The 15,318-nt window shown below is 72.3% G+C and carries 14 protein-coding genes; 10 read left to right on the forward strand and 4 right to left on the reverse strand.

What is annotated here, in order from left to right:
• Window position 1: 1 nt before the first annotated feature.
• From K1X13_RS12785 to K1X13_RS12800, 4 genes are all read right to left on the reverse strand, one after another.
• Window positions 2-1,537, reverse strand: coding sequence for a sulfatase family protein (locus K1X13_RS12785; protein WP_221025415.1), 1,536 nt, complete (start codon window positions 1,535-1,537; stop codon window positions 2-4).
• 161 nt (window positions 1,538-1,698) lie between these two features.
• Window positions 1,699-2,889, reverse strand: a complete 1,191-nt coding sequence (locus tag K1X13_RS12790; RefSeq protein ID WP_221025416.1) for a PQQ-dependent sugar dehydrogenase — start codon at window positions 2,887-2,889, stop codon at window positions 1,699-1,701.
• Window positions 2,890-2,894: 5 nt separating this feature from the next.
• Complete coding sequence (locus tag K1X13_RS12795) at window positions 2,895-3,830, reverse strand: alpha/beta fold hydrolase (RefSeq protein WP_221025417.1); 936 nt, start codon at window positions 3,828-3,830, stop codon at window positions 2,895-2,897.
• A gap of 79 nt (window positions 3,831-3,909) precedes the next feature.
• On the reverse strand, window positions 3,910-4,107 hold the full coding sequence (locus K1X13_RS12800; RefSeq protein ID WP_221025418.1) for a hypothetical protein: 198 nt from the start codon (window positions 4,105-4,107) through the stop codon (window positions 3,910-3,912).
• Window positions 4,108-4,283: 176 nt separating this feature from the next.
• Here K1X13_RS12800 and K1X13_RS12805 point away from each other — a divergent pair, with 176 nt between their 5' ends.
• From K1X13_RS12805 to ilvC, 10 genes are all read left to right on the forward strand, one after another.
• Window positions 4,284-5,228 (forward strand): 2-hydroxyacid dehydrogenase, encoded by a 945-nt coding sequence (locus K1X13_RS12805; protein ID WP_221025419.1) that lies wholly within the window; start codon window positions 4,284-4,286, stop codon window positions 5,226-5,228.
• A complete protein-coding gene (locus K1X13_RS12810) occupies window positions 5,228-5,632 on the forward strand; it encodes an HIT family protein (RefSeq protein ID WP_221025420.1) in 405 nt (134 codons plus the stop codon). The genes K1X13_RS12805 and K1X13_RS12810 overlap by 1 nt, the downstream gene beginning before the upstream one ends.
• Window positions 5,633-5,772: 140 nt before the next feature.
• Window positions 5,773-7,428 carry an alkaline phosphatase D family protein gene (locus K1X13_RS12815; RefSeq protein ID WP_221025421.1) on the forward strand — a complete coding sequence of 552 codons (1,656 nt, stop codon included), beginning with the start codon at window positions 5,773-5,775 and terminating at the stop codon, window positions 7,426-7,428.
• A 116-nt stretch (window positions 7,429-7,544) separates the two neighbouring features.
• On the forward strand, window positions 7,545-8,639 hold the full coding sequence (locus K1X13_RS12820; RefSeq protein ID WP_221025422.1) for a WD40/YVTN/BNR-like repeat-containing protein: 1,095 nt from the start codon (window positions 7,545-7,547) through the stop codon (window positions 8,637-8,639).
• 54 nt (window positions 8,640-8,693) lie between these two features.
• Window positions 8,694-10,382 carry a dihydroxy-acid dehydratase gene (gene ilvD / locus K1X13_RS12825; RefSeq protein WP_221025423.1) on the forward strand — a complete coding sequence of 563 codons (1,689 nt, stop codon included), beginning with the start codon at window positions 8,694-8,696 and terminating at the stop codon, window positions 10,380-10,382.
• A gap of 32 nt (window positions 10,383-10,414) precedes the next feature.
• Window positions 10,415-10,969 carry a pyridoxamine 5'-phosphate oxidase family protein gene (locus tag K1X13_RS12830; RefSeq protein WP_221025424.1) on the forward strand — a complete coding sequence of 185 codons (555 nt, stop codon included), beginning with the start codon at window positions 10,415-10,417 and terminating at the stop codon, window positions 10,967-10,969.
• 137 nt (window positions 10,970-11,106) lie between these two features.
• The gene (locus tag K1X13_RS12835) at window positions 11,107-11,544 is read left to right on the forward strand and encodes an ester cyclase (RefSeq protein WP_221025425.1); all 438 of its coding nucleotides are present in this window, start codon (window positions 11,107-11,109) and stop codon (window positions 11,542-11,544) included.
• Between the two features lie 274 nt (window positions 11,545-11,818).
• Window positions 11,819-13,573, forward strand: a complete 1,755-nt coding sequence (locus K1X13_RS12840) for an acetolactate synthase large subunit (RefSeq protein ID WP_221025426.1) — start codon at window positions 11,819-11,821, stop codon at window positions 13,571-13,573.
• 13 nt (window positions 13,574-13,586) lie between these two features.
• Complete coding sequence (gene ilvN, locus K1X13_RS12845) at window positions 13,587-14,126, forward strand: acetolactate synthase small subunit (protein WP_221025427.1); 540 nt, start codon at window positions 13,587-13,589, stop codon at window positions 14,124-14,126.
• Between the two features lie 106 nt (window positions 14,127-14,232).
• Entirely contained in the window at window positions 14,233-15,261 is a 1,029-nt protein-coding gene (gene ilvC / locus K1X13_RS12850; protein ID WP_308249542.1) for a ketol-acid reductoisomerase, read from the forward strand.
• The last annotated feature ends 57 nt before the right edge of the window (window positions 15,262-15,318 follow it).

Genomic DNA, 15,318 nt, shown 5'->3' on the forward strand with positions numbered 1-15,318 from the left:
CTCAGCGGCCGGGCTTCGGCACCGGCCCGAAGTCCACCCGGCACTCCGTCCCGGTGCAGCCCACCAGCGCCGTCATCCGGCGCTCGAGCTCGGTACGGACCGCGGCGTAGTCCGGCTCGTCGGCGACGTTCGTCAGCTCGGACGGGTCGCGGCGCCGGTCGTACAGCTCGGCGAACGGCTCGGTCGGGTAGCTGACGTAGGTGTACCGGTCGGTGCGCACGCCCCGGTAGTGCCAGCCGTAGGCCAGCTCGTCCCGGTCCGCCGTGCCGGCCTGGATCAGGACGGTGTCCCAGCCCGCTCCGCGCGCGTCCTCGATCGTCCCGCGCAGCCCGCGGCCGTCCACCTCGAGCCCGGGCGTGACGCCGGCGTACTCCGTGATCGTGGGCGCGAGGTCCACCGTGGTCACCGTCTGCGGGCGTACGGCGCCGTGCGGGACCCCCGGCCCGCGCACGAGCAGCGGGACCCGCATGGCCTCCTCGTAGGGCACGTCCTTGCCCGCGAACCGGTGCTCGCCCAGCAGGTAGCCGTTGTCGGAGGTGAACAGGAGCAGCGTGTCCTCGAGCTCCCCGGCCTCGCGCAGCGCACGCACCGTGTCGCCGACCGCCTCGTCGACGGACTGGAGCGCGCGGATCCGCTGCCGGTAGGCCTCGCTCATCGCCGCGGGGTCCTGTGGCGCGAGCCGGGCGATCGCGACGGGCTTGTCGCTGACGTCCCGCTCGTTGAACGACGGCGAGGCCACCGAGGCCGCCTCGACCCCGGGGAACAGCCCCGCGTGGCGTACGGCGGGCTCCGGCGGCATCCACGTGCCGGCGTCGCGCTCCTTCGTGGAGTGCGGCGCGATGTGCGAGGACCAGATGAAGAACGGCCGGTCGCCGGAGAGCTCCTCGACGTAGTCGACGGTCCGCCGGCCGACCAGGTCCGCGCTGTGCACGTGGCGGTAGCGGTGCGGGTCGCCGTCCTCCCACATCTTGTAGCCGTAGTAGCGGTAGACGCCCTGGACCACGGGGTTCCACACGTCCCACCCGGGCACGGTGACCTTCGGGCTGTAGCCGTTGAGGAACTTGCCGACGAAGGCGGTCCGGTAGCCCGCGTCGTGCAGCCACGTCGCCAGGGTGCTCCCGGTGTCCAGCCGCTTGAAGCCGCCGTACCGGCCGCGGTTGTGGCGCACGCCGTTGTTCTGCGCGAACTGGCCGGTGAGGATCTCGGCGCGCGCTGGGCAGCACAGCGGGTGCGGGGAGATCGCCTCGGAGAACGTCACGCCCTGCGCGCCGAGCAGCCGGCGGGTCCGGGGCATCCAGCGCAGCTCCTCGAGCGTCTGGTCGTCGGTGGTGACCAGGACGACGTTCGGCCCGTCGGACTGCGGTGTGGCCACCGCGGCGCGCGCCACACCGTCCCGGGCAGCGGCGGGGCGGACGGCATCGGGCAGCGGCGCGAGGCTCACGGCCAGCGCGGCGACCAAGGACGCGCCGGTCGCGGTCAGGGGGACGAGCCCGTGCCGGTGGGACACGCGCGTGCGGAGGGCACGGAGGGAGGGCATGACAGGCAGGGAGCATTTCTTCGGGGAGCGGAGCAGGCCAATGATAGAGCCGTCTTGTCCGGTTACCTACCGTGATGTCCGGTTCCGCCGGTTGTGTCGAGGCGGTGCCCGCCCGGATGCGCCGCGACCGGCGCAGGGATCAGCGCAGGGACAGCGCGGGGTCAGCGCAGGGCCACGACGAGGATCCGGTCGTCCCGCTCCCGGGGTGCCCCGCGGCCGTCCCGGTTGCTCGTGGAGAGCCACAGGTTGCCGTCCGGGGCGACCACGACGGTCCGGAGACGGCCGTAGTCGCCGACGAAGTAGTCCTCCGGTTTCCCGACCGTGCCGTCCGCGCGCACCGGGACCCGCCACAGCCGCTCGCCGCGCAGCGAGGCTGCCCACAGCGAGCCGTCGAGGTAGGCCAGCCCGGACGGGGATGCCTCGGCGGTCCGCCACTGCACGTAGGGGTTGCGGTACTCCTTCAGGTCGCCGCGGCCCTCCACCAGCGGCCACCCGTAGTTGCGGCCTCGGTCGACCCGGTTCAGCTCGTCCCACGTGTCGGCGCCGAACTCGGTGGCCCACAGCTGGTCGCGGTCGTCGAAGGCCAGCCCCTGCACGTTGCGGTGGCCCATCGTCCACACCGGTGAGCCCTCGACGGGGTTGTCCGGGGCGGGCCTGCCGTCCGGCGTGATCCGCAGGATCTTCCCGCCGAGCGAGTCGCGGTCCTGCGCGAGCTGCTCCTCGCCGGTCTCCCCGGTGGAGACGTACAGGTAGCCGTCCGGCCCGAACTCCAGGCGGCCGCCGTCGTGGACGAAGCCGTTGGGGATTCCGTCCAGCACGACCTCCGGTGAGCCGAGGCGCCTGCCGTCGTAGGTCATCCGCACCACCCGGTTGTCGGTGGCGGTGGACAGGTAGGCGTAGACGAGGCCGTCCTCGTCGTACGACGGGGAGACCGCGAGGCCCAGCAGGCCGGCCTCGCCCTGCGGCTGCGCGGCGTCGAGCCGTCCGACCGTGCGGAGCCGGGTCGCGCGCGGCGCGGACGGGTCGACGGCCAGCACCTTGGTGGTGTCGCGCTCGCTGACCAGCGCCGTGCCGTCGGGCAGGAACGCGATGCCCCACGGGGCGGCCAGGCCGGTGACGACCGCGTTCACGACCCGGGGCCGGACCGGGGCAGGGGTCGGCGACGCGCTCGGGGAGGACTCGCTCGGCGTGGACGTGGGGGGAGCGGTGGCGTCGTCCCGTGGCCGGGGCTCACCGGTGCGGGTGGTCGGCTGCGGGGCCGGGGAGGGCGTGCCGAGGCCGGTCGGGTCTCCCTCCGTGGTGCAGCCGGCGAGCACCAGCACGGCGACCGCGGCGGGAAGGAGGGCCCTCATGCCCGTCAGGCTATGCGGGCGAGCAAGCCCTGGAGCTCCGCGTGCACGGCCTCGGGGTGCTCGAGCTGGACGAAGTGGCTGCCGTTGAGCTCGACGTACGTCGACCCGGTGATCCGCGCGGAGGCGGTCAGCATGTCCTCGGAGCTGGCCAGCAGGTCCCACCGGCCGGCGACGAACGCCGTGGGGACGGTGATCCGGCGCAGCGACACCCGCGGATGCTCGGCGGCCGCGAGGGCGAGGTGCATGTACCAGTCGACGGGCGTGGTCAGGAACTCCTTGACCGCCCGCCGTACCGCGGGGATCTCGTCGGTGGGCAGCATGAACCCGCTGTGGCTGAGCAGGCGGGCGAACGCGTCGCCGACCGGGAGCCGGGAGGTGAACGGGGTGAGGGCGCAGCCGACCCGGCGCATCAACCGGGTGACCCCCACCGAGACCGGCCTCCGGGCGATCCGCGGGATCATCAGCGGCGCACCCATGGAGGCGAAGGTGCCGCCGGGGACGCCGGCCACCGCGAACAGCCCGGTCACCCGGTGCGGGTACAGCACGGCGAGCTCGAACGCGGTGTTCACGCCGATCGACCAGCCGGCCACCGCACAGGACTCGATGCCCGCGTCGTCGAGCACGGCGAGCGCGTCCTCGATGAACGCGTCGATCCCGACCCGGCTGCGGTCCGCGGGGCGGTCGGAACCGCCGACCCCGCGGTGGTTCCACGAGACCACCCGCACGCCGCAGTCCTTGCGGAGCAGCGCGGGCCACGCGTTGGGGTTGGTGCCGAGGCCGTTGCACAGCAGCAGGGTCGGTCCCTCGGCGTCGTTGGTCCACGCCTTGATCCGGGTGCCGTCGGCGCTGGTCACGTCGTAGAAGCGCAGCGCGAGGTGCTCACCGGAGGGGGCGCGCTCGGCCTCCTCGCTCTCCGGGCTCCGTTCTGCCGTGGCTGCCATGCGCCGAGTCTGCCCCACGCGGAGGCCCGAACCGCGGATTGGTGCCGGAGGTCACCGGCGGTGCGTGCCGCGCAGCGGTTCAGGCGCCGCGCGCCGCCACGTCGAGCCGGGCGCGGGTCGCGAGGTGCTGCTCGAGGAACTCCTCGACCTCGATCCGCTCGCGGCGCCGGTCGGCGAGCGCGGTCGCGCCCACGAGGGCGTTGCGCCGGGCGACCTGCTGGCTGCGGACCGGCCACTCGGCGACGGCTCGGACGATCTGCGTTGTCGTGACCCACATGGTGCCTCCCGCGGTGCTCCCGGCCCTGTCCTGCCCTGTGCTCCGACGCTACGGAGCGGGCACTTCACCGCCGTCAACGTCGTGTGACGTTTGTGTGAACGGTCTCCCGGACCCGGGTCCGGCTGCTCCCGTGGTGCCCCGGTCCGTGCGGGCGCCGCGGTCGCTACGCTCGGCAGATGAGCGACTCGAGACCGCTGGTGTGGCTGCCATTCGACCCCGCCGAGCTGGGGGAGCCCCCGGCCGGGCTGCGCTACGAGGTCGTGGTCCCCGGGGACGGCGAGCCGGTTCCCTCCTCCGTCTCCGAGGTCGAGTTCTTCGTGCCGCCGTACCGCTTCCGCGCCGGCGACAGCGAGCTGATCGCCGAGATGCCGCGGCTGCGGGTGGTGCAGACGATGACCGCCGGCGTCGAGCACGTCGCCTCGCACGTCCCCGACGGGGTCACCCTGTGCAACGGCCGGGGCATCCACGACGCCTCCACCGCCGAGCTGGCGGTGGGCCTGGTGCTGGCCAGCCTGCGCGGCATCCCCGGCTTCGTCCGCGCCCAGGACCGCGGCGCCTGGGAGCCGGTCACGGCGACGTCGCTGGCCGACCGGTCGGTGATGATCCTCGGGTACGGCGCCGTGGGCGCCGCGATCGAGCGGCGGCTCGACGGCTTCGAGGTCGACCTGGTCCGCGTGGCCCGCACCGCCCGGCCCGCCGGCGACGGGACTCCCGCGGTGCACGGGTTCGACGAGCTCGAGGACCTGCTGCCCGCCGTCGACGTGGTGGTCGTGATCGTGCCGCTGACCGAGCAGACCCGCGGCCTGGTGGACCGCGACTTCCTGGCCCGGATGCGGCAGGGCGCCCTGCTCGTCAACGTCGCCCGCGGACCGGTGGTCGACACCGACGCGCTGCTCGACGCGCTCCGGGAGGGCCGCGTGCACGCCGCCCTCGACGTCACCGACCCGGAGCCGCTGCCGGAGGACCACCCGCTGTGGCGGGCGCCGAACCTGATGGTCTCGCCGCACGTCGGTGGGGCGTCGACGGCGATGGAGCCGCGCGCCTACAGGCTGGTCCGGGAGCAGCTCGAGCGCTTCGCGGCGGGCCAGCCGCTGGAGAACGTGATGGCGGGGGAGTACTGATGCGCGGCTGCGTCTTCTGCGAGATCGTGGCCGGCGAGGCGGAGTCGTTCGTGGTGGCGAGCGATGCGGGGGCGGTGGCCTTCCTCGACATCAACCCGCTCGGCCGCGGGCACACCCTCGTGGTCCCCACCCGGCACGTCACCGACCTGCTCGACGGCGGCGCGGACGTGCTCGCCGAGATCGCGCCGGTCGTGGAGGAGACCTCCCGGCTGCTCGTCGGCCGGCTCGGCGCGGAGGGGCTCAACCTCTTCCAGTCCACCGGCGCCGCGGCCGGCCAGGAGGTCTTCCACTTCCACCTGCACCTGCTGCCGCGGTGGAAGGGCGACGGGGTGCTCGACGGGCTGCTCGGCACGCCGTCCGGCGCCGAGGACCTCGAGAGCCTGCACCACGAGCTCGTCGGCTGACCCCGGCCGTGCGGACCTCTGCTCCGATGGGGCCGTAGCCCGGGCCGGGCTGAACCGTCACCGACCGGACATCTCGGCGCCGCGCGTCCGTCAGCCGGCCGACCGCTGTACGTCGACCGGTCGGGGCAGCGTGAGCGCCCATGGAGACCTCACGTCGCTCACTGCTCCGGGCCGGCCTCGTCGCCGGCGCCGCCACCGCCGTACCCGCCGCGTGGTGGGACGCCACCCGCGCCTCCGCCGCCACCCCCGCCCTGCCCGGCACCCCCTTCACCCTCGGGGTCGCCTCCGGTGACCCCTGGCCCGACGGCTTCGTGCTCTGGACCCGCCTCGCCGTCGAGCCGCTGGCGGAGGACGGCTCGGGCGGCATGCCCGCGAAGAGCTACGAGGTGCTGTGGCAGGTGGCCACCGACCCGCGGTTCACCGACGTCGTCCGGGCCGGAACCGCGGTCGCCCGGCCCGAGTCCGCGCACGCGGTCCACGTCGAGCTCGCCGGGCTCGAGCCGGGCCGGGAGTACTGGTACCGGTTCCGCCAGGGCCGCCACCTCTCCCGCACCGGACGGGCGCACACCGCCCCGGCCCGCGGCACCATGCCGTCCGCGCTGGCGATGTCGTTCGTGTCCTGCTCGCAGTTCGAGCACGGCTACTTCACCGCCTACCGCCGCCTGGCCGAGGACCGCCCCGACCTGGTCCTGCACCTCGGCGACTACCAGTACGAGTACAAGAGGGACACCTACGTCGCGCCCGGCGGCAACCCCCGCGACCACGAGGGCCCGGAGACCACGACGCTGGCCGGCTACCGGCAGCGGCACGCCCAGTACAAGACCGACCCCGACCTCCAGGAGGCGCACGCGGTCGCGCCCTGGCTGGCGGTGTGGGACGACCACGAGCTGGACAACAACTGGGCCGACGAGACCCCCGAGAAGGCCGAGACCGGCTTCCTGGACCGGCGCGCCGCCGCCTTCCGCGCCTACTACGAGAACATGCCGCTGCGCTCGAGCTCCAAGCCTCGCGGCATCGACCTGCAGCTGTACCGGCGCGTGCACTGGGGTGAGCTGGCCACCTTCCACATGCTCGACACCCGCCAGTACCGCGACGACCAGGCCTGCGGCGACGGCTACCGCAGCTGCCCGGACGCCGAGGACCCGTCGCGCTCCATCACCGGCGCGGCCCAGGAGGCCTGGCTGCTCGACGGTTTCCGACGCTCGCAGGCGCGCTGGGACGTGCTTGGCCAGCAGGTGTTCTTCGCCCAGCGCGACCGCGACTCCGGCCCGCTGAAGACCACGTCGATGGACGCCTGGGACGGGTACGTCGGCTCGCGGGACCGGATCACGCGCGGCTGGGTGGACGCCGGGGTGCGGAACCCGGTGGTGCTCACCGGCGACGTGCACGCGCACTGGGCGTCGGACCTCAAGCTCGACTACGACGACCCGGACTCGCGCCCGGTCGGCGCCGAGCTGGTCTGCTCCTCGATCACTTCGGGCGGGGACGGGGCGGACTCGGCCTCCGACGCGCACCCGTGGCTGGCGTGGAACCCGCACCTGCGCTTCCAGAACAACCTGCGCGGCTACGTGAACACCACGATCACGCCCGAGTCGATGGACGCCGACTTCCGCTGCGTGCGGAGGGTCTCCGAGCCCGGGGCGCCGGTGTTCACGCGCGCCTCGTTCACGATCGAGGACGGCCGGCCCGGCCTGAACCAGACCTCGGACAATGCGCCGACCACCCTGCGCGGCGTGCGGCCCGACCCGGACGCGGTCGGCGACGCGACCGTACGGCGGGAGACCGCCCGCCCCTGACGCGGGGCGCCCCGCTCCTGACGGCGGCCCCCGAACGATGAGTTTCGGGGGCAGCCGGGGTCTACAGTTCGAAGCCTCGGGAGTGGGGACATCGGACGAGCGCAAGGGAGCGTGACATGGCGGTGCAGGCAGTTCTCATGATCGGTACCCGCAAGGGGCTGTTCATCGCCAGGAGTGACGACGGCCGCCGGACGTGGACGCTCGACGGTCCGGACGAGCTGATGAGCGACGTGCACGCCGTGGCGGTCGACACCCGGGACGGGAGTCCGCGCCTGTTCATGGCGAGCCGGCACTGGCACTGGGGCCCGCGGGTGCTGCACTCCGACGACCTCGGGAAGACCTGGGAGGCGACCCCCAACGGCGCGGTGCGCTTCCCCGAGGACACCGGCGCCTCGCTCGAGGCGGTCTGGTCGATCACGCCCTCGCCGTCCGAGCCCGGCGTGGTGTGGGCGGGCACCGAGCCGTCGGCGCTGTTCCGGTCCGAGGACCGCGGCGAGACCTTCACGATGGTCCGCCCGCTGTGGGACCACCCGCACCGGCCGCAGTGGCAGCCGGGCAACGGCGGGCAGGCGATCCACACCGTGCTGCCGCACCCGGAGGACCCGCAGCGGGTGACCGTGGCGATGTCGACCGGCGGCGTCTACCGCAGCACCGACGCGGGCGGGTCCTGGGAGCCGGCCAACCGCGGGATCAAGGTCGAGTTCATGCCCGACGACATCCAGTACCCCGAGTTCGGTCAGTGCGTGCACAAGGTCGCCCGCGACCCCGGCAACGCGGACGTGCTCTACGCCCAGAACCACGGCGGCGTCTACCGCAGCGACGACGCGGGGGACTCCTGGACCTCGATCGCCGCGGGCCTGCCGTGCGACTTCGGCTTCCCGGTCGTCGCCCATCCCCGCACGCCCGGCACGCTCTACCTCTTCCCGATCGAGAGCTCCGACGGCCGGTTCCCCCCCGACGGCAGCTGCCGGGTGTGGCGCTCCCGCGACGCGGGGGAGACCTGGGAGCCGCTGGGCAAGGGCCTACCTGCCAGCGGCTTCTACACCGGCGTGCTGCGCGACGCGATGTGCGTCGACCAGGGCGACCCGGCCGGGGTCTACTTCGGCAGCCGCGACGGCACCGTCTACGCCTCCGACGACGAGGGCGACTCGTGGCAGGTGGTGGCCCAGCACCTCCCGGACGTGCTCTCCGTGCGCGCCGCGATCCTCTGACGGAAAGGTGAGACAGGCGTCCGAGGCGCGGACCTCGCGGCGTAGGCTCGCGCCATGCCCGACTCGTCTCAGCCCGACATCAAGCCCCGCAGCCGCGACGTCACGGACGGCCTCGAGAAGACAGCCGCGCGCGGCATGCTCCGCGCGGTCGGCATGGGGGACGACGACTTCGCCAAACCTCAGATCGGCGTCGCCTCGTCCTGGAACGAGATCACGCCTTGCAACCTGTCGCTGGACCGGCTCGCGAAGGCCGTGAAGAACGGCGTGCACGCGGCTGGCGGGTACCCGCTGGAGTTCGGCACCATCTCGGTGTCCGACGGCATCTCGATGGGCCACGAGGGTATGCACTTCTCGCTGGTCTCGCGCGAGGTGATCGCCGACAGCGTGGAGACCGTGATGATGGCCGAGCGGCTCGACGGCTCGGTGCTGCTCGCCGGCTGCGACAAGTCCCTTCCCGGCATGCTGATGGCGGCCGCCCGCCTCGACCTGGCCTCGGTGTTCCTCTACGCCGGCTCGATCATGCCGGGCCGCGTGGGCGACAAGGACGTGACGATCATCGACGCGTTCGAGGCGGTCGGCGCCTGCCTGGCCGGCAAGATGACCCGCGCCGAGGTGGACGAGATCGAGCGCGCGATCTGCCCCGGCGAGGGTGCCTGCGGCGGCATGTACACCGCCAACACGATGGCCTCGGTCGCCGAGGCGCTCGGCATGTCGATCCCCGGCTCCGCGGCCCCGCCGGCCGTCGACCGCCGCCGTGACGGGTTCGCCCACAAGTCCGGCGAGGCCGTCGTCGAGATGCTGCGCCGCGGGATCACCGCCCGCCAGGTGATGACCAAGGAGGCGTTCGAGAACGCGATCGCCGTGGTGATGGCGCTCGGCGGCTCCACCAACGCCGTACTCCACCTCCTGGCGATCGCCAAGGAGGCCGAGGTCGAGCTCACCCTCGACGACTTCAACCGGATCGGCGACAAGGTCCCGCACCTCGGTGACCTGAAGCCGTTCGGCCGGTTCGTGATGAACGACGTGGACCGCATCGGCGGCATCCCCGTGGTGATGAAGGCGCTGCTCGACGCGGGCCTGCTGCACGGCGACTGCCTCACGGTGACCGGCAAGACGATGGCCGAGAACCTCGCCGACATCGCGCCGCCGGACGTCGACGGCAACATCATCCGCGAGCTGTCCAGGCCGATCCACAAGACCGGCGGGCTCACCATCCTCAAGGGCAGCCTGGCCCCGGAGGGCGCGGTCGTGAAGTCGGCCGGGTTCGACGACGACGTGTTCGAGGGCACCGCCCGGGTCTTCGACGGCGAGCGGGCGGCGATGGACGCGCTCGAGGCCGGCCAGATCACCGCGGGCGACGTGGTGGTGATCCGCTACGAGGGCCCGAAGGGCGGCCCCGGCATGCGCGAGATGCTCGCGATCACCGGCGCGATCAAGGGCGCCGGCCTGGGCAAGGACGTCCTGCTGCTCACCGACGGCCGCTTCTCCGGCGGTACGACGGGCCTGTGCGTTGGCCACGTCGCGCCCGAGGCCGTCGACGGGGGACCGATCGCGTTCGTGCGGGACGGCGACCGGATCCGGCTCGACGTCGGCAACCGGCTGCTCGACGTGACCGTCGACGAGGAGGAGCTCGCGGCCCGCCGCGACGGGTGGACGCCGCAGGCGCCGAAGTACACCAAGGGCGTGCTCGCGAAGTACAGCAAGCTGGTGCAGTCGGCCGCCGTCGGCGCCATCTGTGGCTGACCGGCTGACCGGCTGACCGGACGGGGAGCGGCATGGGCAGGGTGCACGAGGGCATCGACGCGCGGCTGCGCGGGTTCGTCGAGCGCCAGCACGTCTTCTTCGTCGCGACCGCGCCGCTCGACGGCGGTCACGTGAACGTGTCGCCCAAGGGGGTCGGTGGCACGTTCACCGTGGTCGACGAGCACCGGGTGGCCTACCTCGACATCACCGCCAGCGGCGCGGAGACCGTCGCGCACCTGCGCGAGAACGGCCGGATCACCCTGATGTTCTGTGCCTTCGACGGCGGCCCCAACGTCGTACGCCTGCACGGCCGCGGCCGGGTGGTCACGCTCTACGACGACGAGTTCGCCGCGTGGCTGCCGTGGTTCACCGAGACCCGCGGCGCCCGCGCGGTGGTGGTCGTGGACGTGGAGCGGGTCTCGAGCTCGTGCGGGTACGGCGTGCCGCTGTTCGACTACGCGGGGGAGCGCGACCTGCTGCCCGCCCACATGGACCGCAAGGGCGAGGACGGCCGCGCGGCCTACCGACGCACGAAGAACGTGACGAGCATCGACGGACTCCCCGCCTTCGACTTCGACCGGCCCTGACCCGGGACCCGGACGAGCCCGTCTGCGCTATGGCGCCCGGCGCACCGGCGGGCGTTCGATGGGAGGACGAGCCGGGCGGTGTCACCGCGCCCGGGGGGCCCGGCCACACACCACTACCTGTTTCGGGAGGTCGACCAATGGGAGAGGCACGTGAGCTGATGGACCGGGCCACCGCGGCCATCATGGCCAAGGACGACGCGGCGGTCGCGGCCTGCTACGCACCCGACGTCGTCGCCACGACGCCGGACCAGGGAACCCTGCACGGCATCGAGCAGCTCAAGGACTACATGCGGGAGCTCGCCGACGCGTTCCCGGACATGTCGTACGAGCTGAGCCGTGGGATGGAGGACGGGAAGTACGCGATCGACGAGGGCTACGTCGTCGGCACCAACACCGGTCCGCTTGCCCTGCCCGACGGCCGCAGGCTGCCGGCCACCGGCAAGAAGCTGCGGATGCGGAGCATGGACGTGGCCACGGTCGAGAGCGGGCTGATCACCAAGCACGACTTCTACTTCGACCAGATGGAGATGATCGAGCAGCTGGGCCTGATGCACGCGTTGACCACGTCGGGCTGAGCAGGCCCGCCGCGCCAGGGACGGCCTTCGCCGGGCCGGTGGTCACGATGTGGGACGGACGTTCCGAATAGCGAGACACGTGTCACACTCGATTGACGAGGGGTTGCACCGGCGGCGAAGGTTGACCCATGCGTTTTGAGATTCTTGTACGCACGCGACGCGTCCGCTGACGGCCACCGCCGAAGCACACGCGTCACCCCTCGTCTGCCCACCGGGCCGAGGGGTTTTTTGTTGGAACGGGGTGGGTCGTGAACGGACCAGAGGGAAGGCACACATGAGCGAGCAGGTCACCGGCGCGCAGAGCCTCGTCAGGGCACTGGAGTGCGCGGGAGCCGAGAACGTGTTCGGCATCCCCGGCGGCGCGATCCTCCCCGCGTACGACCCCCTGTTCGACTCGGTCAAGCTCCGCCACATCCTGGTCCGCCACGAGCAGGGCGCGGGGCACGCGGCCCAGGGGTACGCCGCGGCCACCGGCAAGGTGGGCGTGTGCATGGCCACCAGCGGCCCCGGGGCGACGAACCTGGTCACCCCGATCGCCGACGCGTACATGGACTCCGTCCCGCTCGTCGCGGTCACCGGGCAGGTCTCCAGCAACGCGATCGGCACGGACGCCTTCCAGGAGGCCGACATCCGCGGCATCACGATGCCGATCACCAAGCACAACTTCCTCGTCACCGACCCGGCGGACATCCCGCGCACCATCGCCGAGGCGTTCTACATCGCCTCCACCGGCCGGCCCGGACCGGTGCTCGTCGACGTGTCCAAGGACGCCCTCCAGGCGCAGACCACCTTCACCTGGCCCACCGAGCTGAACCTGCCCGGCTACCGGCCGGTGACCCGGCCGCACGCCAAGCAGGTGCGCGAGGCCGCCAAGCTGATCCTCGAGGCCCGCCGCCCGGTGCTGTACGTCGGCGGCGGCGTGATCCGCGCGCAGGCGTCCAAGGAGCTGCGCGTGCTCGCCGAGATGACCGGGATGCCGGTGGTCACCACGCTGATGGCGCGCGGCGCGTTCCCCGACAGCCACCCGCAGCACCTCGGCATGCCCGGCATGCACGGCACCGTCGCCGCGGTCGCCGGCCTCCAGCGCAGCGACCTGATCATCAGCCTCGGCGCGCGCTTCGACGACCGGGTGACCGGCAACCTCGACTCGTTCGCGCCGAACGCCAAGGTGATCCACGCCGACATCGACCCCGCGGAGATCGGCAAGAACCGGCACACGGACGTCCCGATCGTGGGCGACGCCCGCGAGGTGATCGCCGACCTCGTCGTCGCGCTGCAGGCCGAGGCCGACGCGGGCCACCAGGGCGACTACGAGGCATGGGTGGAGTTCCTGGCGGGCGTGAAGACGAAGTACCCGCTCGGCTACGACCAGCCCGCGGACGGCTCGCTGTCCCCGCAGTACGTGATCGAGCGGCTCGGCAAGATCGCGGGACCCGAGGCGATCTACGTCTCCGGGGTCGGCCAGCACCAGATGTGGGCCACGCACTACGTCAGCTACGAGAACCCGAACACCTGGATCAACTCCGGTGGCCTCGGCACCATGGGCTTCTCGGTGCCGGCCGCGATGGGCGCCAAGGTGGGCCGCCCCGACGCGACCGTGTGGTCGATCGACGGCGACGGCTGCTTCCAGATGACCAACCAGGAGCTCGCCACCTGCGCGATCGAGGGCATCCCGATCAAGGTCGCGGTGATCAACAACGAGTCGCTCGGCATGGTCCGCCAGTGGCAGACGCTGTTCTACAACGAGCGGTACAGCAACACCGACCTGCAGCGGGTGGAGCAGCGCCGGATCCCCGACTTCGTCAAGCTCGCCGAGGCCTACGGCTGCGTCGGACTGGCCTGCGACTCGCCGGAGGACGTCGACGCGACCATCCACAAGGCGATGGAGATCGACGACGTGCCGGTGGTCGTCGACTTCCGGGTGCACCGCGACGCGATGGTGTGGCCGATGGTCGCCGCCGGCACCAGCAACGACGACATCAAGTTCGCCCGGGACATGGCGCCCGAGTTCGACGAAGACGACCTGTGAGGGGCCTGAGCCGATGAGCAAGCACACCCTGTCCGTCCTGGTCGAGAACAAGCCCGGCGTGCTGGCCCGGATCGCGGGCCTGTTCAGCCGCCGCGGCTTCAACATCGACTCGCTCGCGGTCGGGCCGACCGAGCACCCCGAGGTCTCGCGGATGACGATCGTGGTCAACGTCGAGGACTCCCCGCTCGAGCAGGTCACCAAGCAGCTGAACAAGCTGGTCGAGGTGATCAAGATCGTCGAGCTCGACTACCCCGCCTCGGTCACCCGTGAGCTGCTGCTGGTCAAGGTCCGCGCCGACGTGGAGACCCGCGGCCAGGTCCTCGAGACCGTGCAGCTGTTCCGCGCGAAGGTGGTCGACGTGGCCACCGACGCGGTCACCATCGAGGTCACGGGCAACGCCGAGAAGCTCGACGCCTTCCTCAAGGTGCTCGAGCCCTTCGGGGTCCGCGAGCTCGTCCAGTCCGGCATGGTGGCGATCGGGCGCGGCGGACGCTCCATCACCGACCGGACGCTCCGTCCGGTGCCGGTCCCCGTTCCGCCCGCGGCGGGCTGACCTCGCCGTGCGGGCCGGGCGCCCCTGACCCCCGGTTCGCGCGATCAGCGGGCCGCCGTACACCCCAGACCTCCGTATGAAGATGAAAGAGAAGGAGAGCCTCACAGTGGCTGAGATGTTCTACGACGATGACGCCGACCTGTCCGTGATCCAGGGCCGCAACGTGGCCGTGCTCGGTTACGGCAGCCAGGGCCACGCGCACGCGCTGTCCCTGCGCGACTCCGGCGTGGACGTGCGAGTCGGCCTGCCCGAGGGCTCGAGCAGCCGGGCCAAGGCGGAGGCCGAGGGCCTGCGCGTCCTCACCCCGTACGAGGCGTGCGAGGAGGCGGACCTGATCATGATCCTCGCGCCCGACCACGTGCAGCGGAACCTCTACAAGGAGGCCGTCGAGCCCAACCTCGTCGAGGGCGACGCGCTGTTCTTCAGCCACGGCTTCAACATCCGCTTCGGGTACATCGAGGCGCCCGAGGGCGTCGACGTGGCCATGGTCGCGCCGAAGGGCCCCGGCCACCTGGTGCGCCGCGAGTACGCCGAGGGCCGCGGTGTCCCGGTGCTCGTCGCGGTCGAGAAGGACGCGACCGGCAAGGCCTGGGACCTCGCGCTCTCCTACGCGAAGGCGATCGGCGGCCTGCGTGCCGGCGGCATCAAGACCACCTTCACCGAGGAGACCGAGACCGACCTGTTCGGCGAGCAGGCCGTCCTGTGCGGTGGCGTCTCCGAGTTGGTGATGAAGGGCTTCGAGGTGCTCACCGAGGCCGGCTACCAGCCCGAGGTCGCCTACTTCGAGTGCCTGCACGAGCTGAAGCTGATCGTCGACCTCATGTACGAGGGCGGCATCGCCAAGCAGCGCTGGTCGGTCTCCGACACCGCGGAGTACGGCGACTACGTCTCCGGCCCGCGGGTCATCGACGACTCGGTCAAGGAGCGGATGAAGGACGTCCTCGGCGACATCCAGAACGGCGCCTTCGCCCAGCGCTTCATCGACGACCAGGACGCCGGCGCGCCGGAGTTCAAGGCGCTGCGGGCCAAGGGCGAGCAGCACCCGATCGAGACCACCGGCCGTGAGCTGCGCAAGCTGATGAGCTGGGTCAAGTCGCACGACGCCGACTACACCGAGGGCACCGCCACGCGCTGACCCCCGGCCGCGAACGACGCCGCACGACGCCGTACGCCCGGTGCGACGGACGCCCCC

This window comes from Nocardioides jiangsuensis (assembly GCF_019679455.1).
Classification (GTDB): Bacteria; Actinomycetota; Actinomycetes; order Propionibacteriales; family Nocardioidaceae; genus Nocardioides_C; species Nocardioides_C jiangsuensis.

Excerpts from the sequence above, each read along its gene's own strand:
- K1X13_RS12785 (WP_221025415.1), bottom strand. The coding sequence starts at position 1,537 with ATGCCCTCCCTCCGTGCCCTCCGCACGCGCGTGTCCCACCGGCACGGG.
- K1X13_RS12790 (WP_221025416.1), bottom strand. The coding sequence starts at position 2,889 with ATGAGGGCCCTCCTTCCCGCCGCGGTCGCCGTGCTGGTGCTCGCCGGC.
- K1X13_RS12795 (WP_221025417.1), bottom strand. The coding sequence starts at position 3,830 with ATGGCAGCCACGGCAGAACGGAGCCCGGAGAGCGAGGAGGCCGAGCGC.
- K1X13_RS12800 (WP_221025418.1), bottom strand. The coding sequence starts at position 4,107 with ATGTGGGTCACGACAACGCAGATCGTCCGAGCCGTCGCCGAGTGGCCG.
- K1X13_RS12805 (WP_221025419.1), top strand. The coding sequence starts at position 4,284 with ATGAGCGACTCGAGACCGCTGGTGTGGCTGCCATTCGACCCCGCCGAG.
- K1X13_RS12810 (WP_221025420.1), top strand. The coding sequence starts at position 5,228 with ATGCGCGGCTGCGTCTTCTGCGAGATCGTGGCCGGCGAGGCGGAGTCG.
- K1X13_RS12815 (WP_221025421.1), top strand. The coding sequence starts at position 5,773 with ATGGAGACCTCACGTCGCTCACTGCTCCGGGCCGGCCTCGTCGCCGGC.
- K1X13_RS12820 (WP_221025422.1), top strand. The coding sequence starts at position 7,545 with ATGGCGGTGCAGGCAGTTCTCATGATCGGTACCCGCAAGGGGCTGTTC.
- ilvD (WP_221025423.1), top strand. The coding sequence starts at position 8,694 with ATGCCCGACTCGTCTCAGCCCGACATCAAGCCCCGCAGCCGCGACGTC.
- K1X13_RS12830 (WP_221025424.1), top strand. The coding sequence starts at position 10,415 with ATGGGCAGGGTGCACGAGGGCATCGACGCGCGGCTGCGCGGGTTCGTC.
- K1X13_RS12835 (WP_221025425.1), top strand. The coding sequence starts at position 11,107 with ATGGGAGAGGCACGTGAGCTGATGGACCGGGCCACCGCGGCCATCATG.
- K1X13_RS12840 (WP_221025426.1), top strand. The coding sequence starts at position 11,819 with ATGAGCGAGCAGGTCACCGGCGCGCAGAGCCTCGTCAGGGCACTGGAG.
- ilvN (WP_221025427.1), top strand. The coding sequence starts at position 13,587 with ATGAGCAAGCACACCCTGTCCGTCCTGGTCGAGAACAAGCCCGGCGTG.